This window comes from Sporosarcina gallistercoris, from assembly GCF_050459885.1.
GTDB classification, from domain to species: domain Bacteria; phylum Bacillota; class Bacilli; order Bacillales_A; family Planococcaceae; genus Sporosarcina; species Sporosarcina gallistercoris_A.
Map to the genome: position 1 here is coordinate 150,232 of NZ_JBCMNO010000012.1, position 23,185 is coordinate 173,416.

Below are 23,185 nucleotides of genomic sequence, written 5' to 3' on the forward strand. Positions count from 1 at the left end.
CAGACTCGTAGGAAGAATAGTGTCCGTAACATCGAAATGAGGCCTCCTTACACCTGTACAATGTGGTGTATGAGGCCTCTTTTTATCATCCTGTATGAACGCGATCATATGAATACTTGAACGTTTCTTTTTTAGGCCGAATCAGTAGGAAAAATAGTGTCAGCGGGCCGATTCTTCCTAAAAACATGACTGCGCAAAGAATCCATTCGCCAACCGGGCTTAAATCTCCCGTGATTCCAACGGACAGTCCTACGGTCCCGAAAGCAGACATCGTCTCCATTAACAAAGGAAGGAATGGGAATTTTTCTGTGACAGTCAGCAAGAAGAATGCGGTGAATACAAGCATGGAGCTAACTGCTGCAATAGCTAGAGAGCGAAAAATGATTTCTGATTTAATCGTCCTTTTGAATAGGTGAGGCTCCGTTCCGCCTCTAAAGTATGCCAGAGTTGCGATTACAATGACCATGAACGTCGTCAGTTTAATCCCTGACGCTGTGGATGCACTCCCTCCGCCGATGAACATTAGCAACAATGTCAGCAAGAGTGAACTGTCCTCCATGTCACCGATGGGGACCATATTAAAACCAGCTGTCCTTGGAGTGACGGCTTGAAAGTAAGAAGTCAACAACTTATCCCCGAAAGATAGGTTACCAATCGTTTTCATATTATGATACTCCAGTGCAAACAATAAGAAAGTAGCAATCAGGTTGATGATCAGGGTGCCGGCTATCATCATTTTCGTATGAAGTGACCATTTCTTAGGGGACCGTTTCGCGATAACTTCTATGACGACCGTAAAACCAAGCCCTCCGATGATGAAGAGTAAGGAGAGAATGAGAGTCACAGGCAGATTACCTGCAAACCCCATCAAGTTGTCAGGGAATAAGGAGAAACCTGCGTTATTAAATGCTGAGACTACATGGAACAGGCTGTAATAGAGACCATGCTTCCAACCGAACTCAGGCACCCAGAAAAGTGATAAGAATATGAACGCGATTCCTTCAGTTAAGAATACGAATATCAAAATACTCCTTAGAAATTTAACGGTACCTCCAATCGATTGTTGACTAAAGGATTCTTGAAGGAATATCCGGTTTTTCATACCTACTTTCCGCCCAAGTACTATAAGAACTGCTACAGCGAAAGCCATTAATCCCACTCCGCCAATTTGAATGAGAGATAGTAACACGATTTCACCAAAAAGGGTGAGCGTTGAAGCGATATCGAAAACGCTAAGTCCTGTCACGGTTGTCGCAGATGTTGCAGTAAATAATGCATCTGTCCAAGTAATCGGAGCAGTTGTTGCAAAGGGAAGCTTCAGCAAAACGGTTCCGATGAGTATCGTCACTAAAAAACTGCTTGCTAAAAGAATGGGGGGAGTGATCCTCCTTTTCTTACGGGGGGACGATTTGTGCATTGCTGGACCTCCTTATGAAAGGGATGTGGTATGGTTTGATTATTGATCGAAATGGAAAAATTACAATAGGTCAATAGGTGGAATGATTCGGAAAAAATAATAAGTTCTATACGATAGGAGGCTGTATGATATGAATCAGCAAACTAGCGCTACCGCATCTCCATCACCCGCCATTTGGCTAGATCGTGTGAGTTATCGTGCAAATCATACCGATATTATTAAAAATGTAAGTGGTCATTTTCCAACGGGTAACATTACTGCATTGATCGGGCCTTCGGGAGCGGGGAAAACGACACTGTTAAAGTTATGCAATGGTCTCATCAGTCCTAAACAAGGTGGAATTTACATAGAGGGGGAGCGGATTGAAGAACAATCCCCACTGTCTGTCAGGAGACATGTTGGAATTGTGATGCAAAGTTCGCCAATGGTACAAGGTACGGTACAGGATAATTTAGCACTTCCATTACAGCTACGCGGAAAAACATTGTCCAAAGCAGAAGCAATCGCTACTTTGGAACGCGTTGGACTTCCTACGTCTCTTCTCACAAGGGATGCCCGGGAACTATCAGGAGGGCAAAAACAAAAAGTATCCATCGCACGTACGTTATTAAATGACTCGAAAATTCTGTTGTTAGACGAAATCACCGCATCTCTGGATCCCTCTTCCCTTCAAGAGATTGAAGACTTGATCGTTAAATTGAAGGAAACCGAGAAGATAACAATCGTTTGGATTACTCATAATTTGGAACAGGCAAAACGATTAGGGGGGTACTTCTGGGTAATGGTGGATGGAGAGTTGCGTGAAATGGGCACCAAAGAAGATATTAATGCAACAGAGGATGAAGATGTAAAGCGGTTTGTAAGAGGAGTGTACTCGTGAGTTGGATGACATTGAGTTTAACGTTAATATTTGTATTTATCCCTTTATTGTTATCTAAAGCACTGAGTTTGGGGCTGGAACGAGATACGATTGCTGCCACATTGCGTTCAACTGTTCAACTCATAGCGGTGGGATTCGTATTGAAGTTTGTATTCGACTCAGAGCATCCGATTTTTATCATCTTAATGGTACTGTTGATGATTGTCGCCGCTGTACAAAATGCTCGCCATAAAGGAAAGGCAATTAAAGGCATCACCTGGAAGTTATTTATCACTTTTGTTGCGATTGAAGTGTTAACGCAAACTGTTTTACTGGGGTTACATATTATTCCTGCAACTGCTCAATACATTATCTCATTAAGTGGAATGGTTATCGGGAATTCAATGGTCCTTGCAATTTTGTTTTTAAACCGTTTTACAGCAGAAGTGGAAGCGCATCGTGATGAAAGCGAATTGATCCTTTCCCTTGGTGGAACACCGAAGCAGTCCATTAATCGGCAGTTACTGAAAGCGATTCAGGCCAGCATGATCCCAACTATTGAAAGCCAGAAGACCATTGGACTCGTACAACTTCCGGGAATGATGAGTGGACAAATCATCGCGGGAGCGGATCCGATCCAGGCGGTTCAGTTTCAATTACTTGTTGTGTTTTTATTGCTTGCCACTGCAGCGATGACGAGTGTGTTGCTCGGCTTTTTGTCCTATCGAAGTTTGTTTACGGAAAGGATGCAATTGTTGAAGGTAGACTTGGATTAAGCGAGAACCAGTGACATCCCGACTTTTTCAATTACGGTCGGATGCCGGTACTTTGAATGGAAGAGGAAACAAAGTGTTGGAAGGGTTGTTTTAGGACGTTATAGAGGAGCTTTTGATAATGGATGTGAATTTAGGAGAGTGCCCATAAAGCATGAAGGAAGCTGATACCCATCCACTCCACCCCAAAAAACTACCTAGCCAACAACCGCAAAGGTGTTTACTAGGTAGCTTTTCCTGTCACTTCTGAAATTGCTTAAACATCCCACTCAAGCAAGTAACCGTCCGGCTCATCACGGCACCACTTCCTAATGCAGCGGCTATACTGCATGCTTCCAGAACTTCTTGTTCCGTGCAACCCGCGTCAACACAACCCTTTGTGTGGAAGGACATACAGGTTGTATCGTCCGTATAGACACTGAGAGCGAGTGCAATCAGCTGCTTCTGCTTGCCATCGAGAGCTCCCTCTGCAAAGCAACTTTCCGTAAAGGAGTGGAATCCGCTGCTGATGTCTGGCAATTGTTCAGTAAACTCTCCCATCCCTTCTTTATACCCTTTTAATAAGCTATCTGCTGAATAATCCTCCATTGTTAAAACGCCCTCCTATTCAATTCAGCAGTAGCATATGTATGTTAACGGTAATCATACGGTCCACCACATTAAGATTTGTCTCGAAAAAGAATGAGTTCAGGGTGAATTTCCTCTCCAATTTCCAATGTGATGAATGAATAGAATGGTAATTTACGCTTGTCCGTAGGAGAACCTGGGTTCAGGAGAAGCATCCCTTTGAAATACTTAATAAGCGGAATGTGTGAATGGCCAAAGACAATGGCATCCACTGGCTCATCGGCAAATGCTTCGACCGCACGCTGCTCGGTTGTTTTCTTGTCGCCATGACCGTGAACTATACCGATCCGCAGTCCTCTGATATCGATGACCTGTCTGGCAGGAACAAGAGCACGCATCTCTTCGCCGTCCACATTTCCATAGACCCCTCTCACTTCTGCTAAACTAGAGAGCGTTTCAAATACTTCAGGAGAGCGCCAATCACCGGTATGGATAATGAGGTCTGCATCGCTGCATGCATCTGTTAAACGATTTGGCAGTTTGCTTCCTCTTCCTGGTATGTGAGTGTCACCCGTGATGATAACTTTCATAAGTATCCATCCTTCCAGTTTCCTCTATTTCAAATGTTTCGGCCGATCGGCGTTATCACGTTTGTTTGCAACTTCTGTGAAAAGACTATTGTCTGAAGATGGATTTTGCGGCGAACTCGTCAAGCCGGATTTGTCGGAGAGTAAGCTTCTTAAGGATTCGATTTCTAGACGCAGTACGTGAAGATCTTGCTTCGTGACAGGTTTTGCGCTTTCCATAAACTCGCAACCCACTTGCCCGTTCGGCTCCAACGTTGCCCATTTTATATCACTGACCCGTGAAATGCCTTGCTCGCGGAGCTTCATTTCCAGTTGGTCGACTGTAAATCGTAACTTGTGCAATGTCTTCTCTTGAATGACACCGTCTTTAATAATCAGTTTTGCACGTCCCGTAATAAGGTGTTCCATTTTGTCCAATTTTACTTGTGAATACTCCATCATAATAAGTGTTAAGACCAGCACAAGACCTACTGTGAACGTCGACCAGATGTCATGACCCACAATCGGCTGGACAATCAGTGACCCTAATCCAATAACGATAACGGTTTGGGGGAGTGTCATTTGCGAAATCGACTTGCGTCCGGCTAACCGTAATAGAAACGTTCCGACAAGTGCTACAAATATCGCTTTCCACAATAAATGCCAATCCACCACGACACCTCGTTTTTAAACCAGTATGAGAATAACGTCCCGAAATTATCCTCGTTTGTTACAGATCCAAAGATCACTATTGGCCATAGGGTCTGTAATTCTTTCTTTACTCATCACGTACCCTGAATGGTAAGGAAACAAAAGTGTGCTTACTATCGATGAAACCTTTTGTCTTTAGTAACGTAATACATGGTATACAAATATAATTAAAATGAAAGATCGCTCTTCTCGTAAGAAGAGCGATCCGGCATTCAATCGAGTACTTTGTCCAGGAACCGGGACAGCTTTTCTTCATACTCGCCTGTGATGTTATCATATGCTTTTGTATGCCCGGCATCTGGAACGATCCACAACTCGTTATCTCCGCTGGCTGCTTTGTTCAGTTCAGTCGCCATTTCAGTAGGGACCAAGTCGTCTGCATCCCCATGAATCAGGAGTAAAGGGACCTTATTCTTCCTTACTTGATCCACAGCGGATGCTTCTTGCAGCGTGTAGCCTGCGCGAATCTTAGCAATGATACTTGTAACGTCGAGTAATGGAAATGCGGGTAAACCGTAAATGGACTTCAGCTGATGCGCCAGTTCTTTTTTAACCGTACTATAAGAACTGTCTGCAATAATCCCTTTCACTTGCTTGGGTAATTTCTCACCGCTCGTCATTAGAACAGTAGCAGCGCCCATTGAATTCCCTTGCAAAATGATTTGTTCAGCGTCATGCTGTTGAATGAGGTACTTGATCCAGTCTTTGTAATCGAGGCGTTCGTGCCAGCCATAACCGATATAGTCGCCCTCACTATCTCCGTGCCCCCGTGCGTCAGGGAGCAGGATGTCAAATCCTCGGTCATAGTAAAACTTGGCATACTTACCCATGTCTTCTCCGGTGTTGCGGAAACCATGGGCAAGAATGACTGCTCGGTGTGTCTCATTTTTATTGTTTTTAATGAATTGTGCTTTGAGCTTCAAGTTATCATAAGATTGCATAGTAATGGTGTTTTTTGGCTGTTCTGCATACCAGATTTTAGCCTCTTTTAGTAGCGCCTGATCTGCATCACTGGCGATATCATTAACGGCTTCAGATTCACTATGCAGTTTTACCTCCGTGCCACGCTTAATTCCTTGGTTATAAAAGTAATTGCCAGCAAGAACAAGTGCAACTAGCAGTGAGACGATAAGCAGACCGAGTGCAATTGCAATTTTTCTTTTCAAAAAATTCCACCCCCTGAAAATCAGTGTACCATTTTTTCTATTAAAGGGGAGTGACAAGTTCTAAGGAGGACAATTCATGAATTTAAAACCATTGCTCACTATCTGGAGCCGACCGACTGAAACTTTGCGGTATTTGAAGAACGAGACGACTACAAGTTATGCTATCCTTATTTTTGCCATCGCTGCTCTTGCCTCGGGAGGGTACCAAGCGGGAAGTTCAGGGCTATTCAGTAACTTGCCTTTAGGTGCACTTATTCCGCTGTTCATTTTACTAACATTTGTGGGGGCACTCATTTCATGGGTGATCGGCGCAGCAATCTATCATTGGATTGGAAAAGGGATGTTTGGCGGGACCGGCACCTTCTCTGAAATGCTTCGGGTCGTCCCTGGCACGACTTTGCCAACGATTTGGCTCGCACCCGTCAACTATTTAGTCATCTTAGGATATGGGAAGTTAGCATTCGAAGCACCGCCTGCGGAAACCTTAGCGATTACAAACTTACCCATGGGAGTGTATCTGATTTCCATGTTCCTGACATTTGCAGTCGGAATTTATAGCACAGTCATCTCTTGTAAAGGGATCGGCCTAGTACATGGATTTTCCGCATGGCGTGGTCTTGGCGTGGTTCTCGTTACAGTCGTCATCGCCATCATCTTATCCATCGTGATTTCACTAACAATAGGAATCATTTTTGTCTCCATCTTTTCTCTATAACCACAACAAAACCGGAATCCCATTTAAGGGATTCCGGTTTTGTTAGCTATTCAAAAGATTAACCTATTAAGATACAATTCTGATTGAAACGTAAGGTGGCGACTCCGGAGGGATCAGCGCAGATGGAAGACCCCGCAAGGAGCAACGCGACTGAGGAGGCTGAAATCAAGCCCCTCGGAAAGCGGCCACCTGAAGTGTCAATCAACACAGTAATCATTTATTAATAGACTTTATCCCCATTAAAGATGGAGTTCTTCACAATTGCATAATCCACTGTACGGATTGCTTCCAACTTCTTACCGCCTGCATAAGAGATCGATGACTGCAAATCTTGTTCCATCTCCGTCAACGTATCTTGAAGTGGACCTTTGTACTCAACATACATCTTCTTGCCTTCGACGTTTTTCTTCTCACCTTTTTGGAACTCTGAAGCGGAACCGAAGTATTCCTTGAACTGTTCACCGTCGCGTTCGACTGTTTGACCAGGTGACTCCTCGTGACCGGCAAATAGGGAACCGATCATGACCATGCTTGCGCCGAAACGTACAGACTTCGCGATGTCGCCGTGTGTACGGATACCGCCATCGGCAATAATCGGTTTTGAAGCTGCTTTTGCACACCAGCGAAGTGCTGCGAGCTGCCAGCCGCCTGTACCAAAACCGGTCTTGATTTTAGTGATACAAACTTTACCGGGACCAATTCCGACCTTTGTTGCGTCGGCACCGGCATTCTCAAGTTCACGTACAGCTTCTGGTGTTCCCACATTACCTGCAATTACGAAGCTCTCAGGTAAATGCTTTTTAATATGTTGGATCATTCGAATCACAGCATTAGAATGACCATGCGCGATATCGATTGTAATGTAATCAGGGATAAGGGAATCTTGAGCGAGCTGTTCTACAAACCCATATTCGTCTTCCTTAACACCAACGCTAATCGAAGCGATCAATCCACGGCCTTGCATATCACGGATGAAGGCTGGACGTGATGCAGGGTCAAACCGATGCATAATATAGAAGTAACCGCCTTCAGCAAGTTGAATGGCAATCTTTTCATCAATAATTGTCTGCATATTTGCAGGTACAACAGGTAAGCGGAATGTATGCTTGCCTAATTTGACTGAAGTATCACACTCGGAACGGCTGTCAACGATACATTTTGCGGGAATTAGTTGAATATCTTCATAATCGAATACTACATCCATTATTGAACACTCCTAAAAGCGAATAATTTGTTTGGGACGATACATAATTGTTCGTCCTTATGTAATGTACAAGATTCCTTCTCCGTTGTCAAACTATTATTAATCTCTAGTTCGGGTTTCCAAAATTGTGATTGATAGGTGGCTATGGCATGATAAAAGACAGAAGTGTTAGTGAGTTGAAAGCGTTATCAGTTTGAGAAAGGAAGGACACCTATGGCCTATTTATTAAAACGAAGTAAATTATTTATCTTCCTGATTTTCATCCTCATGCTTATTGGAGTCTATACCTTTTTAACATTGCCGAAGCGTGAAATTCCTGAAACTCCGGTCGATCTAGTCATGGTATCTTCTATTCTTCCAGGGGCAGAACCGGAAGAAGTGGAAAGGACGATAACGAACCCACTTGAGAGAGCTGTGAAAAAAGTGGACGGTATCGATACAATGAAGTCTGTTTCTGCGAATTCTGCATCGATAATCACATTATCGCTAAAGGATGGAATCGATTCCGAGCAGACAATCAGCAAATTGCAGCAAGAAGTGCAGCGCTCCGCAAGTGAATTGCCGGAGAACGCGCAATCACCTGAAGTGAAAAAACTCGATTTGGCATTTCCACTCGTCTCTTACATGTTTACAGGCGACGAATCGGCACTTGCAGAATTGGAGACTTCGTTCGCTGCACTGTCAGATGACATACAGTCTATAGAAGGAGTGGCTGGCACAACTGCCAAGGGCTTTAAAGAGAAGCAGCTTATGATTACGCTCGATCCTGTAAAGTTGGCTGAAAATCGATTGCAGCCGTATGATGTGCTCAGTGTGCTGCAGCAAGCGAATCAGCCCCTCTCACTTGGGACTCATGACGACGGTAAAGAACGGGTCGTCTTGACTGTGAAACAGGACGAGGGAATTGAAAAACTGAAGCAATTACAAATTGGAGATGCCGCTGTACCATTGGCTAAAGTAGCCGATATCGGAGAAGTAGCAAACGAAGCGAAGGACATCGTCACTTTTGACGGACAATCCGCTATTTCGTATACAGTTTTCCTGCAGCCAGGGCAAGACATCCCATCAATGGATCAAACCATCGCGAAAAAGATGGATCGGTATATAGAAGAGCTTCCTGAGGAGATAACGGCTCACACATATGAATCACAAGCCGACAATGTCAACTCGATATTCAATAGCCTGTATATTTCATTACTTATTGCAGTCATTGCGGTACTTGTGGTGACAACTGCCGGATTGACGCTGTTCGGTTCGTTTGTAGTTGCATTGACTGTCCTTGCTTCTGTCCTCGTGGGTCTCATTCCGATTCCGTACATGGGTGTCGATTTGAACCAGATTTCCGTCATTGGGCTCATCATCGCAATCGGGATTCTCGTAGATGATAGTATCGTCGTGAATGACAACATTCAGCGGCGCTATAAGCTTGGAGATTCACCGTTAGACGGTGCGATTAATGGTGTCAAAGAAGTCTACACCTCAATTATTTCTTCCAGTCTAGCGATTGTTGTAACGTTCTCACCGTTACTTCTGTTGTCGGGCGGCAATGGTGCATTCATCAAAGCACTCCCGAGTATCTTGATCACCACAATTATTGCCTCAACCGTATTATCAGTTACGCTCGTCCCGATGCTCCAATTCATCAAGACGAAAAGACGCAATAAGAACATATCGGATACGCCAGGATTTTTAGGGAAACCGTTAGAGAAAATCGCAGTATTCTATTCGGAAAAAGTTTTACGAACTGTGTTGAAGCGGCCGTTACTCGTCGGAATCGGGGGGCTTGTCATCGCGACCGGACTGCTATTCTTGGCATTCCTTACACCGTTTGAATTCTTCCCGGCTGCTGACAAAGAAGAAGTGACAATGAATGTCAGACTTCCGGCTGGAACGACAATTGACGAAACGAATAACGAAATCCAAAAGATCATTGACGAAGTTTCATCGGAAGATAAGAACGTAAAAGAGACTGCCATTTTCACAGGCAGCGGTTTGCCGAATCTATTTGCCGCTTCCATGGATAATACCGGTGGAAATACAGGGCAAGCGGTGTTCCGTATTGATAAAGACAACATGAGCGCTTCTGAATTCATCAGCAAATGGGAAACGGAATTACGGAAACGTTATCGTGATGCAGAAATCTTCCTGGATACAATTGTCCAAGGGCCGCCTGTTGGAGCGCCGGTCACCGTTACGATCAAGGGAGATGAGATTGGCGAGCTTGCTCAGTTACGCGATGGGTTGAAAACCCGTTTACTTGAAAAGGGTGCAGACATCGTGACGGATAACTTAGGGGAACCTGTTCCGGCTGTCCAGTACATCCCGGATCGTCAAGCACTCGAAGACAATGGAATCTCGTTGAACTTAGTAACGAATCAGCTGCAGTTACTGACGCAAGGTGTACCCTTATTCAAGTTGTATGAAGGGGACATTTCAAAACAAGTCGTGTTAAAAGAAAAAGGTGTGAATGAAGGCGAGCCTGTCGATCTGTCGGAAAGCGTCGTGCCTTCCATGACTACTCAAGGTCCGCCGAAACTCGTCCCATTGGATGAATTACTCACTACAGAGGAAACGTCTTTACTAGCACAAGTCCCTCATGAAAAAGGGGAACGTGCTATTACATTAAAGGCATATGGCGATGCCGAGGGATTCAAAGACAACATGTTAGCTGCTGTTGACACAGAAAAGAAAGACTTGCCGGAAGGCTATACCATCTCAACGGGAGGGGAGAATTCGGATCAGCAGGCATTCTTTGCGGAGATCGGTATTCTATTCCTGGTTGTGTTGTTACTTGTATACTTGGTCATTGCGTTCCAATTCAAATCGTTCAGTCTGCCTTTCCTCGTATTATTTGCGGTCTACCTCGGTATTTCCGGTGCGATACTTGGATTGTTCATCACACAGACGCCGCTAAGTTTCCTAGGTGTCATGGGAATTGTTTCACTGACCGGTATAGTTGTGAGAAACGCAGTCGTGTTGATCGATTTTGTGGAAGCACGCCGTCTGCTAGGCAATATGGATGTGATCGAAGCGATTGTTGAATCAGGCTACGCGCGTATCAAACCGATCATTCTTACCTCACTAACGTCAATCGTTGCACTGATCCCGGTTGCGGTATCGGGTGATCCGTTGTTTGAAGCATTAGCGATTACCATCATCGCGGGACTCACATTCTCAAGTTTGTTTACACTGGTGATGATTCCATCGTTGTACTTGGTTTACTACAAACTTATCGGACATCGTGCCGAACGTGTTTAATAGCACAAAAAGAAATCCACAGAGAGATTTTCTGTGGATTTCTTTTAATTAAAGGATTATTTTGTTTTGCTTAACGCGACAGCAATCTTCGCACCGACGACAGCGTTATGTTTTACGAGGGCAATGTTAGCTACGAGGCTCTTGCCTTCTGTGAGATCTTTCACTTTTCCGAGCATGAATGGGGTGACGTCTTTCCCTTTAATTCCTTTTTCTTTTGCTTCCGCAAGAGCTTGATCGATGATTCCGTTAATCATTTCCGGATCGAGTTCGTCTGCCACAGGAATCGGATTTGCCACAACGGCTCCCCCTGCAAGTCCTAGATTCCACTTCACTGCAAGTGTTTCAGCAACCACTTCTGGATTGTCAGCGCGGAAGTTAACAGGGAATCCGCTCTTACGTGTATAGAATGCAGGCAGTTCGTCCGTTTCATATCCGATGACAGGTACGCCTTTTGTTTCTAAGTATTCCATAGTAAGACCGATATCAAGAATGGATTTTGCTCCTGCACAAACGACCGCTACATCAGTTTTTGCGAGTTCTTCCAGGTCTGCAGAGATGTCCATCGTCGTTTCAGCACCGCGATGTACTCCGCCAATTCCGCCCGTCACGAACATGCGGATTTCAGCAAGGTCTGCACAAATCATAGTCGCTGCAACCGTTGTTGCTCCGAGTTGCTTTGTTGCAAGTAAGTACCCGATATCACGGCGTGAAACTTTTGCCACATTATCACTTTTTCCGAACATCTCCAGTTCATCGTAAGACAAGCCGATCTTAATCTTTCCGTCGATCAATGCAATCGTTGCAGGCACTGCGCCGTTGTCGCGAATGATTTGTTCTACAGCACGAGCAGTTTCCACGTTTTGTGGATAGGGCATTCCATGAGAAATGATGGTCGACTCGAGTGCCACGATTGGTTGACCAGCTGCTTTAGCGTTTAAAACTTCTTCTGAGAAGACGATATATGATTTCATTTGTATTCCTCCAGTTCATTTTCTAATCCATTGGCTGTTAGTTCCGGTCTGACTGTATAGGTGGAAGCTAGTGTTTTTGCTGCATTCACAAGACCATAGGAAATCGCGTCATTAAGTGTCCGTTCCATTACCGCAGCATGGAGAACTCCTGACACGAATGCATCTCCGGCTCCAGTCACATCTTCTACAGAGATGTCAGGGATCGCAGCATGATGCTGAATTGTTCCTGCTGCACGGCTGCCTGCCATGATTCCGTTTTTGCCGCGAGTGATGATGGCGTGTTCCGCTCCAGAGTCCAGAAGTGCAGAAACAGCTGTTTTCCAGTCCTCATCACTTTGTATCATGACACCAGTCAGTGTTTCCGCTTCGTCCTCATTGCAGATGAACCATGTCAATCCCTCAAGTGTGTCAGGCAAGTGATCCATTTTAGGTCCGGAGACAGGGACGATCGCAAGTGGAACTTGGTGACGGATCGCTGCAGCCCGAATCGCTTCTGCCGTTTCTTTTGTTACATTGAGGTCTATGACAATCATCTTGGCACGAGCCAGGTGTCGTTCGAGCGAAGCAATGTAGTCTGCATTAAGTGATTCGTACACATCCATGACTGCCATGGCGATCACAAGTTCGCCGTGACTGTCTAACACCGCAGAATAGGAGCCCGTTGAAGCGTCGGGTAATAACCGGACGGATGTCAGGTCCATGAAGGGAGCTGAATGCGTAGCAATCAAGTCCCAGTCTGCGTCTTTGCCTGCTGTAGTGATCAATCGAACCGGATGGTCCAGGCGACCGAGGTTTTCAGCGATGTTGCGAGCAACACCGCCAATCGTAACGGACAATTCGGCAGGATTCGAAGTACCAGACGCAACCGGACCTGTGACGTGGAACTTCCGATCGACGTTCGCACCCCCGATGCAAATAATTTCATCTTCCGGTGCTAACACATAGGCTCTGCCCGTAATATATCCACGTTTCGTAAGTGCGGAGATCAGATTTGCCACAGCAGGGCGGGAAAGACCCAGGTCATCTGCCAGTTCCTGTTGGGAACAGTAAGGATTTTGACGGATCAACGACAGCAGCTGCTGTTCTTTTTCGTTCATCTTAATCACCTCCGTTCTTTGCTACTTTGTAAACTTATGTTTAAATTATAAACAAAAGTTTTCGTTGTTGCAAGTTAAATGTTTAACCTGTAGGGGATGACTCTTTTCGACAAAAAGCGTACACTCAAAAGCAGACAGGTTGTTGCTGTCAGGATGCCGGCACGTATTAAAAAGGAGGGTTTTTTATGTCAAACCAACATACTGGAACAGAACTGCAATGGGATACCCCGGAAACATTACGAGCGTTATTATGCGAGCTTGTCAATTGGGAGAGTCGGACCACCACAGAAGGGGAAAAAGCTTTTCCGCACAGACTCGCTGAAAAGATGAAAAGTATCCCTTACTTTGAAGCACATCCCGAACAGTTGGAATTGCATGATGCAGGTCTGGGCCGTAATTCAGTCACTGCGCTGTATAAAAACCATGAAGCACAAGATACAATCGTGCTCATCAGCCACTACGACACCGTATGGACAGAAGAATATGGTGCACTAGAACCATTCGCGTTCCATCCTGAAGAGCTAACCGTAAAATTACACGAATATAAAGAGGAACTCCCTGAAGAGGCAGTGGCTGATTTGGAATCAGGGGAGTACTTGTTTGGCCGTGGAACGATGGACATGAAGATGGGACTTGCATTACATATGTCTTTGATCGAAAAGGCATCATCGGAACAATGGCCGGTGAACTTAGTGTTACTCGCTGTTCCAGATGAAGAGGTAAGTTCTGCCGGTATGCGTACGGCAGTTAAGTCACTCGTTCGGATGAAACAGGAACACGACCTGACGTATACATTGTTTTTAAATGGCGAACCTGTTTTCTCTCAGGAACCGGGCGATCCAAAAGAATATCTTTACACAGGATCCATTGGTAAAATTATGCCCGCTGCATTATTCTACGGAAAAGAAACGCATGTTGGAGAACCGTTAAAAGGGATTACATCGACATTCATGGCCTCCTTTTTAACGCAGCGGATGGAATGGAATCATGTATTTGAAGAAACCAACCACGGAGAAACGACGCCGCTGCCGGTGACGTTGCAGCAAAAAGATTTAAAAGCACATTATTCCGTGCAAACCCCCTACCGCTCCACTGCACTTTATAATGTCTTTACTATGAAGAGGACTGCAGCAGAGGTGATGGAGCTGTTTGAAGGCATCGCCAAAGATTCAGTTGAGGCATGTGAATCCGCGTATACCGAAATTTGTGAGCGTGCAGACGTACCTAAAGTCGGAAAGATCAAGCTGCTTAAGTTTGAAGAATTGATGGATTACGCTAACAAAAAGTTAGGCGAATCAGAAGTGAAGCGGATCATTACGGAAGTATCTGGAGATGGGGAACTCGACGATCGGGACAAATCATTTAAAATCGTGGATGTTCTCATGATAGAATGTCAAGAACTTGCGCCAGCAACCGTCCTATTATTCGCCCCTCCGTATTACCCAGCAGTGAATACTTCGGAGGATGCGCTCGTCCAGGAGCTCGTCACACTGATGCAAGATAAAGCAATTGTACTTGGAACAGAAGTATCGCAGATTCACTATTTCAATGGGATAAGCGATTTAAGCTATGTCCATTATGAAGACGAAGGGACAGGCTGGAAGTCATTTGAGCGGAATACACCAGTATGGGGTGCGACTTATTGGATGCCGTTTGAAGAAATGAAAGCACTCGATGCACCTGTTTTGAATGTCGGTCCGTTCGGTAAGGATGCCCATCAACGTACAGAGAGACTGCACATCGAGAGTGCTTTTGTCCGGCTTCCTCAAATGTTGGAGACACTTACCAAACACTTTTGCGGGAAGTAACAGAGGGGATTAGGATAGTGTGACGATTTTCAGTGAACAATATACGTGAATAGGAAGAAGGAGAGTGAAAGAAATGGCGAATTTCTTTAAAAAGGTGGCACAGTCGTTAAAAGGGGAAAATCCAGCTGAAGAAAAACAGGCGCCTGCATCGCAAGCCAGTGCAGAAAAGGGAATGAGAGAAGAGGACTTTATCATGCCGGTCGATGGAACTGTTCTTCCTTTGTCTGAAGTGCCTGATCCCGTCTTTGCGCAAGAAATGATGGGGCCTGGATTTGCGATTGACCCGACGGGGGATACCATTTGTTCACCTGTTGATGGTAAAGTCGTGAGCGTGTTTCCGACGAAACATGCAATTGGACTCCAGTCGTCATCAGGTGTTGAAATCCTGATACACGTGGGTCTCGACACAGTGAAGTTGAATGGCGAAGGCTTCGATCTATTGGTTGAAAATGAGCAGACAATCCGCCGGGGAGAAGCGCTGCTTAAGATCGATGTGGACTATATTAAAGCACATGCACCTTCAGCAGTGACGCCTGTTATTTTCACGAATACCGAAAAAGGGAATATCCATTTGTTAAAAGAAGGTAAACAAACTAAAGGTACGAGCGGAATCATCCGTGTAGATCCTTGAGCCATAAACCCAGTTGGAAACTTACAAGAAAAAGCGAGTGCAGATCTCTCTGCACTCGCTTTTTCATGCATACTTTCAAACTTTTAAACATAAATTCGTAAAAACGCTTACATTCTTTCTGGTATTTTGGTTTAATTGGTATAGACAACTAGACCGGTCTACCGGTATAGTGAATAGTAAGATAACTTAAAAGGAGTGAGAAGAACATGATGAACTTTATTCAGCGCATCGGGAAATCCTTGATGTTTCCGATTGCGACCTTGCCCGCAGCTGCATTGCTTTTGCGACTTGGGCAGGACGACATGCTTGGCATTCCATTCATTGCGGCAGCAGGAGATGGAATCATTGGTAACTTAGCACTTATTTTCGCAATTGGTATCGCAATGGGATTTGCGCACGATAATAGTGGTGGAGCGGCTTTAGCCGGTGCAGTCGGTTATTTAGTGCTAACGAGCTCTATGAAAGCCATCCTAGGTGATGCATCGAATATGGGTGTATTCGGAGGTATTATCTCCGGTATCGTAGCAGGACTGCTTTACAACCGTTTTTATAACATTAAACTTCCAGATTTCCTCGCCTTCTTTGGTGGGAGACGATTTGTTCCAATTGTCACAGCAGCTGCAATGACTGCACTTGCAGGAATCTTAATCTACGCTTGGCCACCGATCCAAAGTGGAATTGACGGTATTGGTAACTGGGTACTTGGAGCAGGGACTCTTGGAGTAGGCGCTTACGGGTTCTTGAACCGTCTACTGATTCCAACGGGCCTTCACCACGTGATCAATACAGTGGTTTGGTTCGACTTTGGAACGTTCACAGATGCAAGCGGTGCAGTGGTCAAAGGGGAAATCAACCGTTTCCTAAAGGGAGATCCAACAGCAGGACCATTCTTGTCCGGTTTCTTCCCGATTATGATGTTCGGTCTTCCGGCAGCGTGTCTTGCAATGTATGCCGCAGCTAAAAAGGAAAAGAAAGCGATTGTCGGCGGAATGCTATTCAGTATCGCATTCACTTCTTTCCTTACAGGTATTACAGAGCCAATCGAATTTGCGTTCATGTTCCTTTCACCAGTTCTATACATCGTTCACGCATTGCTGACCGGTGCATCCATGATGATATCGTATATGTTTGACGTCCATCATGGTTTTGGATTCTCAGCAGGTGCGATTGACTATGTCCTGAACTTTGGATTAGCTCAAAATCCGCTGCTCCTTATTCCGATAGGTCTCGTAATTGGTGCGCTATACTTTGTAATTTTCTACTTCCTCATCGTGAAACTGGACTTGAAAACACCAGGTCGTGAAGACGATGAAGATATGGTGGAAGATACAGCAGTCTACAGCGATGATATTGTTGAAGTGAAGGCGTATCATACAATTGAAGCGCTTGGTGGTCTTGATAACATTCAAGCCATCGACTACTGTACAACCCGCTTACGCTTAACAGTCAAAAACTCTGATGTTGTCGATGAAAAAGAATTGAAACGTTATGGTGCCATGGGGTACATGAAAATCAGTAAAACAAACGTTCAAGTGGTAATCGGGACAGCTGTTGAATTCTTAGCTGAAGCGATGAAACGACGTATGAAGAACGGTAACCCGGCTCCAAAGACTGAAGAGTCCATGGAACTGGATACACAGCCGCACAATGTGAAAGTATTACCAGCATCTGATTTCCATATGCCGATCGATGGAGACATCATCGAGTTGTCGGAAGTTCCAGATGACGTATTTGCAAAAGAAATGATGGGGCCTGGTTTCGGTATCATGCCGAAAGGGAAAACGATTCATTCACCAATTGACGGCAAAGTCGTCAGTGTCTTCCCGACAAAACACGCAATCGGTCTTGAAACAGATACAGGTGTAGAAATTCTCATTCACGTGGGACTTGATACAGTTAAGTTAAAAGGCGAAGGATTCGAATTGCTTGTGGAAAATGGTCAGCTCATTCAGCGAGGCGATGCCCTGTTGAATATTGACTTGGACTACATCAAAGCAAACGCCCCATCCGTTGTAACACCGGTTATTTTCACAAACGTGGAAAAAGCCAACCTGCACATCTTGAAAAAAGGGTTCCAACGTAAAGGAACGGATTCAATCGTCAAGGTTGATGAATAATAACTGATTACGCCGGCGGGAGAGACGACAGTCACTCTTCCGGCGTATTTTCTTAAGGAGCGGACAGCAATGACACACACAATTTTACTGACAAACGGAACCGTAGTGACACCAGAGGGAATCATTGAGAAAGGTGAACTGTTCATAGAGAATGGTGTGATTCAGGAAGTTGGAACCTCTATAAACCGACAAGCTGACCAACAGATCGACGCACATGGCGGTTATGTATTGCCGGGATACATCGACATGCACATTCATGGAGCATCTGGAGCGGATGTCATGGATGCGACAGAAGAAGCTTTGGAAACGATGGCTGATGTCCTTCCTAAAGAAGGGACAACATCGTTTTTAGCGACTTCCATGACGCAATCCCCTGAAGCGATTGAAGCTGCGCTGAAAAATGCGGCGGCATTCACTACCAGTGCCGGACAAGCACACATGCTAGGCGTTCACTTGGAAGGGCCGTTCGTTTCGCCGAAGCGTGCCGGTGCCCAGCCTATTGAACATATCTGCCCGCCTGATGCGGAACAGTTCGATGCCTGGCAGCAAGCAGCTGAAGGTAAAATCCGCATGGTTACACTCGCGCCGGAAGAGCCGAATGGATTGTCATTCATTCAAAAGCTGGCTGCGGAAGGCATTGTTGCTTCGATGGGTCATACGGATGCAACGATCGCTCAGATGGAAGAGGCAGCGCAAGCGGGAGCTGTGCAAGCCACGCATCTGTACAACCAGATGTCCCCGTTCCATCACAGAGAGCCGGGAGCGATTGGCGGGGCGCTCCTTATTGATGACATTTATACGGAAGTGATCGCGGACTTCATCCACAGTCATCCGAAAGCAGTTGAACTGGCATACCGGGTCAAAGGTGCGGATAGACTGATTCTCATAACGGATGCCATGCGTGCAAAAGGACTGGAACCGGGTGAATATGAGCTTGGCGGACAACCGGTCCATGTTACAGAAACGGATGCACGTCTCTCGGATGGTACACTTGCGGGGAGCATTTTGACGATGGAACATGCCGTTAAAAATGCCGTCCGTACATTAGGGATCGGCCCACTTGAAGTTGCGAAGATTTCTTCAGGGAATGCAGCACGACAATTGGGTCTAACGAAAAAAGGAAGCCTGGCTGCCGGGAATGATGCAGATGTCGTCATACTCGATAAAGAGTGGACGGTGATGCATACGATTTGTGGCGGTGTAATCGGGTATGACCGTAATGGAGTGTTGTGACGTGTTTGAAAGAACGGATTGGCGGTGGCATCATGTTAGATAAGCAATCAGCTATTCCGATTTACGTTCAAATTGAAGATTATTTAAAAGAGCAGATCGCTCAAGGCGTTTACCCTGTAAAATCTCTCATTCCATCTGAACGGGAATTGGCGGACATGTTTGGAGTGAGTCGCATGACAGTCCGCCAATCACTTACGAATTTAGTGAAGGATGGGTTACTATATCGTGAAAAAGGTCGTGGTACGTTTGTGGCGGAAGAGAAGATGGAGCAGCCGCTTAACGGATTGACGAGTTTTACAGAAGACATGAAAGCTCGAGGTTTCGTTCCAGGAACGAAACTGATCAGCTTCAGCCAAATCCATCCGGACCCTCAACTTGCTGCCCGGCTCGGATTATCTGCAGAAGCGTACGTTCATAAAGTAGTCCGCATCCGCTATGCGGATAACACTCCGATGGCGATTGAACGCTCCTATCTGCCAATGGATTTGTTCCCTTCACTTTCTGAGGATGCGCTGCGAGGATCCTTATACGCGTTCATCGAAACCCAAGAGAAATTGGTGATTGGACAAGCGACGCAACGGATGGAAGCAGCCCTTGCAAAAACGGAAGATGCCGGATATTTGCAAATTGCACTTCCTGCTGCAGTTGTGCTCATCGAACGTGTCAGTACGCTGGAGGATGGTCGCATTTTCGAAGTCGTTCGCAGTACGTATCGGGCAGATCGTTATAAATTCATTAGTGAAATCGGAAGGTGAATATCATGAATTCATATATCAGTGAAATCACTGCACGTTTAACAGAAGCAGGACGTGAAGCAAAAGAGCCGTTGGAACGGGCTGCTGTCCAACTGGCCCATCGAATTGCACAAGGTGGAATCATTCATCTTTTCGGCTCGGGGCATTCCCAGTTGCTTGCGCAGGAAGGCTTTTTCAGGGCTGGAAGTCTAGCATGTGTTCAGCCCATATCCATCGGTCCTCTGATGTTGCACGAAGGGGCGTTGTTGTCTTCCACAAACGAAAAAGATCCTGAATTCAGCAAAACCTTTTTACCAAGCCTCGATATTCGGCCCAATGATGCGGTGATTATCATTTCGAATTCAGGCCGTAACCCTGTGCCGATCGATATGGCGGAATTTGCGAATTCACAAGGCGCTTATACGGTTTCCATTCAGTCTTTATTGTATACTGAAAAAGAACATCCATCTCATCATACTTCGGGCAAGCGACTGGAAGCGTGCGTGTCAGCTGTGCTGGATACGAAAGTCCCTCCAGGTGACGGTATCATGCACATTGACACTATCCAGTGCGGTCCTGCGTCCTCAGTAGTTGGGAATGCATTGCTGCACGCTTTGTTCTGTGAGGTTGTCGTACAAATGAGTGCGAATGGAATGGAACCGCCAGTCTTCAAGAGCGGTAATTTAGAAGGAAACGAATCACATAATGATGCACTCGTCGCGCACTACAGCGACCGCATCCAGTTTTGACTTAAAAGGAGAGATTCAGTTATGGAAAAGAAAACGTACACAATTACTAGCAGCGAAGGGTTGCACGCACGTCCGTGCTCTATGCTCGTATCAGCAGTCACCCCATTCAAGTCAGATGTCACAATTACGTACAATGAGCGCACTGCCAATTTAAAGTCCATCATGGGCGTTATGGGCATGGGGATTGAATCCGGTGCACAAGTTGAAATTACAGCAGACGGCGCTGACGAGTCAGAGGCGATCGCAAAAGTGGATGACATTATGAAAAAAGAAAGCATCGGCGAGTGAAACAGACGATAACAGGCATCGGAGTATCCGACGGCATAGCGATCGCCAAAGCATACCGTTTGGAAGCACCGGACCTTACAGTCGAAAAACTCACTATCGAACAGCCGGATCTTGAAATTGCACGTTTTGATGCTGCCAAAGCGGAAGCGGCAGCTGAACTGGAAGCAATCCGGGCAAAAGCTGCGGAAAACTTCGGGGAAGACAAAGCGGCAATTTTCAGCGCGCATTTACTCGTATTGAACGACCCTGAGCTGGAGAGCAGCGTGAAAGGCAGCATCGAAAAAGGCATCAACGCAGAATATGCCTTGCAACAGGCTGCAGATACCTTCACCGCTATGTTTGAAGCGATGGACAACGAATATATGAGAGAACGTGCTGCAGACGTACGCGACGTGACAAAGCGTCTCCTGGCTAAACTGTTAGGCGTCCATGTGTCCGATCCTTCTACGATTAATGAAGAAGTGATCATCATTGCAGACGACTTGACTCCTTCTGCCACGGCACAGTTGAACAAACAATTCGTCAAAGGATTTGTCACCGACATCGGAGGGCGCACGTCTCACTCTGCGATTCTCGGCAGAATGCTTGAAATTCCGGCGGTTGTCGGAACGAAAACTGCAATGGAGTCGATTGAACAGGGAACCTCTCTGATTGTCGATGGTACAGACGGAACAGTATTACTCGAGCCGACTGACGAAGAAACACAAGCTTATGAAGCGAAAAAAGTGACATTCGAGCAAGATAAGGAACTGTTGAAACGTTTTGTTTCTGAATCGACTGTCACGAGTGACGGTCATCATGTTGAAGTAGGGGCGAATATTGCGTCAACCGAAGACTTGCCGTTAGCGGATAAAAACGGAGCGGAAGGTGTCGGATTGTTCCGTACTGAGTTCCTTTACATGGGTAAAAGCGATTTCCCTACGGAAGAGGAGCAGTACGATGCTTACAAAACCGTTCTGACTTCCATGGGAGAACGTCCAACAGTTGTCCGGACGCTCGATATTGGCGGCGACAAGGAACTGAGCTATTTCAGCACACCTGAAGAGATGAACCCATTCCTTGGACAGCGTGCCATCCGTCTTTGCTTTGAACATGAAGAGATGTTCCGTACACAGTTGCGTGCATTGGTACGCGCAAGTGTTCACGGCAACTTGAAAATCATGTTCCCGATGATTGCAACGCTGGAAGAATTCCGGCGTGCAAAAGGCATGTTACTGGAGGAACAGGAGAAGCTGCAGGCTGAAGGCATCGAAGTCAGTGATTCGTATGAAGTAGGGATGATGCTGGAAATCCCTGCCGCAGCGGTCATTGCAGATTTGTTTGCAAAAGAAGTCGACTTCTTCTCAATCGGCACGAATGATCTGATTCAATACACGATGGCGGCAGACCGCATGAATGAAACGGTTTCGTATTTGTATCAGCCGAATCATCCTTCTGTCTTACGCCTGATTCACAATGTGATTCAAGCCGCTCATAAAGAAGGAAAGTGGGTAGGTATGTGCGGTGAAGTAGCAGGAGATCCACTGTCCATCCCGGTTTTACTCGGTATGGGACTGGACGAGTTCTCCATGAGCCCATCGAGCATTCTGAAAGCACGGGCACAATTCGCAGACCTTTCCAAAGCGGAATGGGAAGGGTATATCCCGGAAATTCTACAGATGGAAACGTCTGAAAAGATTGTTGAATTTGTGAAAGCACATAGCTGAAAAGGAAAAAGCGGAACCGGTTGACGGTTCCGCTTTTACTTATTTCTTTTCTTCGTACTCGATTTTTTGTCCATCAGGCATCGTCACTTTAATATCGAATTTTACGTAATCATCTTTTAAACCGAATGCATCCAATGCTTGTTGGATGACTTGTTCTTTTGTCGTGGTTTCTGTGATATCGAGCTTTTCCAGCTTAGGATAGATCTCGTCAAATGCTTCCTTGCCTTTTAAAGCGGTATTAGTAAGTTCATCGTCAACGGTTGCTTCCACCTTACCATTGTCTTGTTCGATTTCAATTTCATATTCCTTGTTTTTTCCATAATCGACTTCCAATTCAAATTCGTCATAGGTCAGTTTGTCCATTTTTTCTTTCATGTAGGCTTGGTCGCTGTCTGAGACTGTGGAGTTAGTGGTGTCCGTGGATTCGCCTGTACCGGAAGAGGTGTTGTTGTTAGCGGACTCATCAGTGACGGTTCCAGATTCAGTTGTCGTATCCTTTTTTGGAGTCGTGTCATTGTTGCCACACGCGCCTAGAAGTAAAGCTGTCGCAAGTACACTTCCTGCGATTGATGTAGATTTCTTCATGATGAATTCCTCCTAATGTATATGCATTAC

The 23,185-nt window shown here is 45.6% G+C and carries 21 protein-coding genes; 12 read left to right on the top strand and 9 right to left on the bottom strand.

The window, feature by feature from the left end; genetic code table 11:
• Window positions 1–85 precede the first annotated feature (85 nt).
• Complete coding sequence (locus tag ABE021_RS08090) at window positions 86–1,417, bottom strand: TrkH family potassium uptake protein (protein ID WP_430287970.1); 1,332 nt, start codon at window positions 1,415–1,417, stop codon at window positions 86–88.
• A 130-nt stretch (window positions 1,418–1,547) separates the two neighbouring features.
• Between ABE021_RS08090 and ABE021_RS08095 the strand changes: the two genes are divergently transcribed.
• A complete protein-coding gene (locus tag ABE021_RS08095) occupies window positions 1,548–2,297 on the top strand; it encodes an ABC transporter ATP-binding protein (RefSeq protein WP_430287971.1) in 750 nt (249 codons plus the stop codon).
• Window positions 2,294–3,052 carry an ABC transporter permease gene (locus ABE021_RS08100; RefSeq protein ID WP_430287972.1) on the top strand — a complete coding sequence of 253 codons (759 nt, stop codon included), beginning with the start codon at window positions 2,294–2,296 and terminating at the stop codon, window positions 3,050–3,052. The genes ABE021_RS08095 and ABE021_RS08100 overlap by 4 nt, the downstream gene beginning before the upstream one ends.
• A 237-nt stretch (window positions 3,053–3,289) precedes the next feature.
• Here ABE021_RS08100 and ABE021_RS08105 read toward each other — a convergent pair whose 3' ends face one another.
• The 4 genes from ABE021_RS08105 to ABE021_RS08120 form a co-directional block, all read right to left on the bottom strand.
• Complete coding sequence (locus tag ABE021_RS08105) at window positions 3,290–3,637, bottom strand: carboxymuconolactone decarboxylase family protein (RefSeq protein ID WP_430287973.1); 348 nt, start codon at window positions 3,635–3,637, stop codon at window positions 3,290–3,292.
• A gap of 71 nt (window positions 3,638–3,708) precedes the next feature.
• Entirely contained in the window at window positions 3,709–4,206 is a 498-nt protein-coding gene (locus ABE021_RS08110; protein ID WP_430287974.1) for a metallophosphoesterase family protein, read from the bottom strand.
• 24 nt (window positions 4,207–4,230) lie between these two features.
• Complete coding sequence (locus ABE021_RS08115) at window positions 4,231–4,854, bottom strand: DUF421 domain-containing protein (protein WP_430287975.1); 624 nt, start codon at window positions 4,852–4,854, stop codon at window positions 4,231–4,233.
• A gap of 251 nt (window positions 4,855–5,105) precedes the next feature.
• Window positions 5,106–6,059 (bottom strand): alpha/beta hydrolase, encoded by a 954-nt coding sequence (locus ABE021_RS08120; RefSeq protein WP_430287976.1) that lies wholly within the window; start codon window positions 6,057–6,059, stop codon window positions 5,106–5,108.
• Between the two features lie 76 nt (window positions 6,060–6,135).
• Here ABE021_RS08120 and ABE021_RS08125 point away from each other — a divergent pair, with 76 nt between their 5' ends.
• Window positions 6,136–6,774 carry a YIP1 family protein gene (locus ABE021_RS08125; RefSeq protein WP_430287977.1) on the top strand — a complete coding sequence of 213 codons (639 nt, stop codon included), beginning with the start codon at window positions 6,136–6,138 and terminating at the stop codon, window positions 6,772–6,774.
• Window positions 6,775–6,994: 220 nt separating this feature from the next.
• Here ABE021_RS08125 and guaC read toward each other — a convergent pair whose 3' ends face one another.
• Window positions 6,995–7,978, bottom strand: a complete 984-nt coding sequence (gene guaC / locus ABE021_RS08130) for a GMP reductase (RefSeq protein WP_430287979.1) — start codon at window positions 7,976–7,978, stop codon at window positions 6,995–6,997.
• 213 nt (window positions 7,979–8,191) lie between these two features.
• On the opposite strand from guaC, the gene ABE021_RS08135 reads away from it, so the two are divergent.
• Window positions 8,192–11,236, top strand: a complete 3,045-nt coding sequence (locus ABE021_RS08135) for an efflux RND transporter permease subunit (RefSeq protein ID WP_430287980.1) — start codon at window positions 8,192–8,194, stop codon at window positions 11,234–11,236.
• A 56-nt stretch (window positions 11,237–11,292) separates the two neighbouring features.
• Here ABE021_RS08135 and ABE021_RS08140 read toward each other — a convergent pair whose 3' ends face one another.
• Window positions 11,293–12,207: a pseudouridine-5'-phosphate glycosidase gene (locus ABE021_RS08140; protein WP_430287981.1), complete on the bottom strand. Its 915-nt coding sequence runs from the start codon at window positions 12,205–12,207 to the stop codon at window positions 11,293–11,295.
• Window positions 12,204–13,304 (bottom strand): carbohydrate kinase, encoded by a 1,101-nt coding sequence (locus tag ABE021_RS08145; RefSeq protein WP_430287982.1) that lies wholly within the window; start codon window positions 13,302–13,304, stop codon window positions 12,204–12,206. Before ABE021_RS08145 ends, ABE021_RS08140 begins: the two co-directional genes overlap by 4 nt.
• 185 nt (window positions 13,305–13,489) lie before the next feature.
• Here ABE021_RS08145 and ABE021_RS08150 point away from each other — a divergent pair, with 185 nt between their 5' ends.
• The 8 genes from ABE021_RS08150 (at window position 13,490) to ptsP (ending at window position 22,570) form a co-directional block, all read left to right on the top strand.
• Window positions 13,490–15,112 carry a M20/M25/M40 family metallo-hydrolase gene (locus ABE021_RS08150; protein ID WP_430287983.1) on the top strand — a complete coding sequence of 541 codons (1,623 nt, stop codon included), beginning with the start codon at window positions 13,490–13,492 and terminating at the stop codon, window positions 15,110–15,112.
• Between the two features lie 73 nt (window positions 15,113–15,185).
• Complete coding sequence (locus ABE021_RS08155) at window positions 15,186–15,743, top strand: PTS sugar transporter subunit IIA (RefSeq protein ID WP_430288187.1); 558 nt, start codon at window positions 15,186–15,188, stop codon at window positions 15,741–15,743.
• 206 nt (window positions 15,744–15,949) lie between these two features.
• A complete protein-coding gene (gene nagE, locus ABE021_RS08160; RefSeq protein ID WP_430287984.1) occupies window positions 15,950–17,860 on the top strand; it encodes an N-acetylglucosamine-specific PTS transporter subunit IIBC in 1,911 nt (636 codons plus the stop codon).
• 69 nt (window positions 17,861–17,929) lie between these two features.
• Window positions 17,930–19,093: an N-acetylglucosamine-6-phosphate deacetylase gene (gene nagA, locus ABE021_RS08165; protein WP_430287985.1), complete on the top strand. Its 1,164-nt coding sequence runs from the start codon at window positions 17,930–17,932 to the stop codon at window positions 19,091–19,093.
• Between the two features lie 32 nt (window positions 19,094–19,125).
• Entirely contained in the window at window positions 19,126–19,848 is a 723-nt protein-coding gene (locus tag ABE021_RS08170) for a GntR family transcriptional regulator (RefSeq protein ID WP_430288188.1), read from the top strand.
• A gap of 5 nt (window positions 19,849–19,853) precedes the next feature.
• A complete protein-coding gene (locus tag ABE021_RS08175) occupies window positions 19,854–20,576 on the top strand; it encodes an SIS domain-containing protein (protein ID WP_430287986.1) in 723 nt (240 codons plus the stop codon).
• A 21-nt stretch (window positions 20,577–20,597) separates the two neighbouring features.
• Window positions 20,598–20,864, top strand: coding sequence for a phosphocarrier protein HPr (locus ABE021_RS08180; protein ID WP_191688761.1), 267 nt, complete (start codon window positions 20,598–20,600; stop codon window positions 20,862–20,864).
• A complete protein-coding gene (ptsP, locus tag ABE021_RS08185) occupies window positions 20,861–22,570 on the top strand; it encodes a phosphoenolpyruvate--protein phosphotransferase (RefSeq protein WP_430287988.1) in 1,710 nt (569 codons plus the stop codon). Before ABE021_RS08180 ends, ptsP begins: the two co-directional genes overlap by 4 nt.
• A gap of 39 nt (window positions 22,571–22,609) precedes the next feature.
• On the opposite strand, the gene ABE021_RS08190 is transcribed toward ptsP, so the two are convergent.
• Window positions 22,610–23,155: a YusW family protein gene (locus ABE021_RS08190; protein WP_430287989.1), complete on the bottom strand. Its 546-nt coding sequence runs from the start codon at window positions 23,153–23,155 to the stop codon at window positions 22,610–22,612.
• Between the last annotated feature and the right edge of the window lie 30 nt (window positions 23,156–23,185).

Bases quoted from the DNA above. Each gene is read 5' to 3' on its own strand.
- ABE021_RS08180 (WP_191688761.1), top strand. From the start codon at position 20,598: ATGGAAAAGAAAACGTACACAATTACTAGCAGCGAAGGGTTGCACGCA.
- ABE021_RS08140 (WP_430287981.1), bottom strand. From the start codon at position 12,207: ATGAAATCATATATCGTCTTCTCAGAAGAAGTTTTAAACGCTAAAGCA.
- ABE021_RS08145 (WP_430287982.1), bottom strand. From the start codon at position 13,304: ATGAACGAAAAAGAACAGCAGCTGCTGTCGTTGATCCGTCAAAATCCT.
- ABE021_RS08135 (WP_430287980.1), top strand. From the start codon at position 8,192: ATGGCCTATTTATTAAAACGAAGTAAATTATTTATCTTCCTGATTTTC.
- ABE021_RS08105 (WP_430287973.1), bottom strand. From the start codon at position 3,637: ATGGAGGATTATTCAGCAGATAGCTTATTAAAAGGGTATAAAGAAGGG.
- ABE021_RS08150 (WP_430287983.1), top strand. From the start codon at position 13,490: ATGTCAAACCAACATACTGGAACAGAACTGCAATGGGATACCCCGGAA.
- ABE021_RS08095 (WP_430287971.1), top strand. From the start codon at position 1,548: ATGAATCAGCAAACTAGCGCTACCGCATCTCCATCACCCGCCATTTGG.
- ABE021_RS08155 (WP_430288187.1), top strand. From the start codon at position 15,186: ATGGCGAATTTCTTTAAAAAGGTGGCACAGTCGTTAAAAGGGGAAAAT.
- ABE021_RS08125 (WP_430287977.1), top strand. From the start codon at position 6,136: ATGAATTTAAAACCATTGCTCACTATCTGGAGCCGACCGACTGAAACT.
- nagA (WP_430287985.1), top strand. From the start codon at position 17,930: ATGACACACACAATTTTACTGACAAACGGAACCGTAGTGACACCAGAG.
- ABE021_RS08110 (WP_430287974.1), bottom strand. From the start codon at position 4,206: ATGAAAGTTATCATCACGGGTGACACTCACATACCAGGAAGAGGAAGC.
- ABE021_RS08190 (WP_430287989.1), bottom strand. From the start codon at position 23,155: ATGAAGAAATCTACATCAATCGCAGGAAGTGTACTTGCGACAGCTTTA.
- ABE021_RS08090 (WP_430287970.1), bottom strand. From the start codon at position 1,417: ATGCACAAATCGTCCCCCCGTAAGAAAAGGAGGATCACTCCCCCCATT.
- ABE021_RS08170 (WP_430288188.1), top strand. From the start codon at position 19,126: ATGTTAGATAAGCAATCAGCTATTCCGATTTACGTTCAAATTGAAGAT.
- guaC (WP_430287979.1), bottom strand. From the start codon at position 7,978: ATGGATGTAGTATTCGATTATGAAGATATTCAACTAATTCCCGCAAAA.
- ABE021_RS08175 (WP_430287986.1), top strand. From the start codon at position 19,854: ATGAATTCATATATCAGTGAAATCACTGCACGTTTAACAGAAGCAGGA.
- nagE (WP_430287984.1), top strand. From the start codon at position 15,950: ATGATGAACTTTATTCAGCGCATCGGGAAATCCTTGATGTTTCCGATT.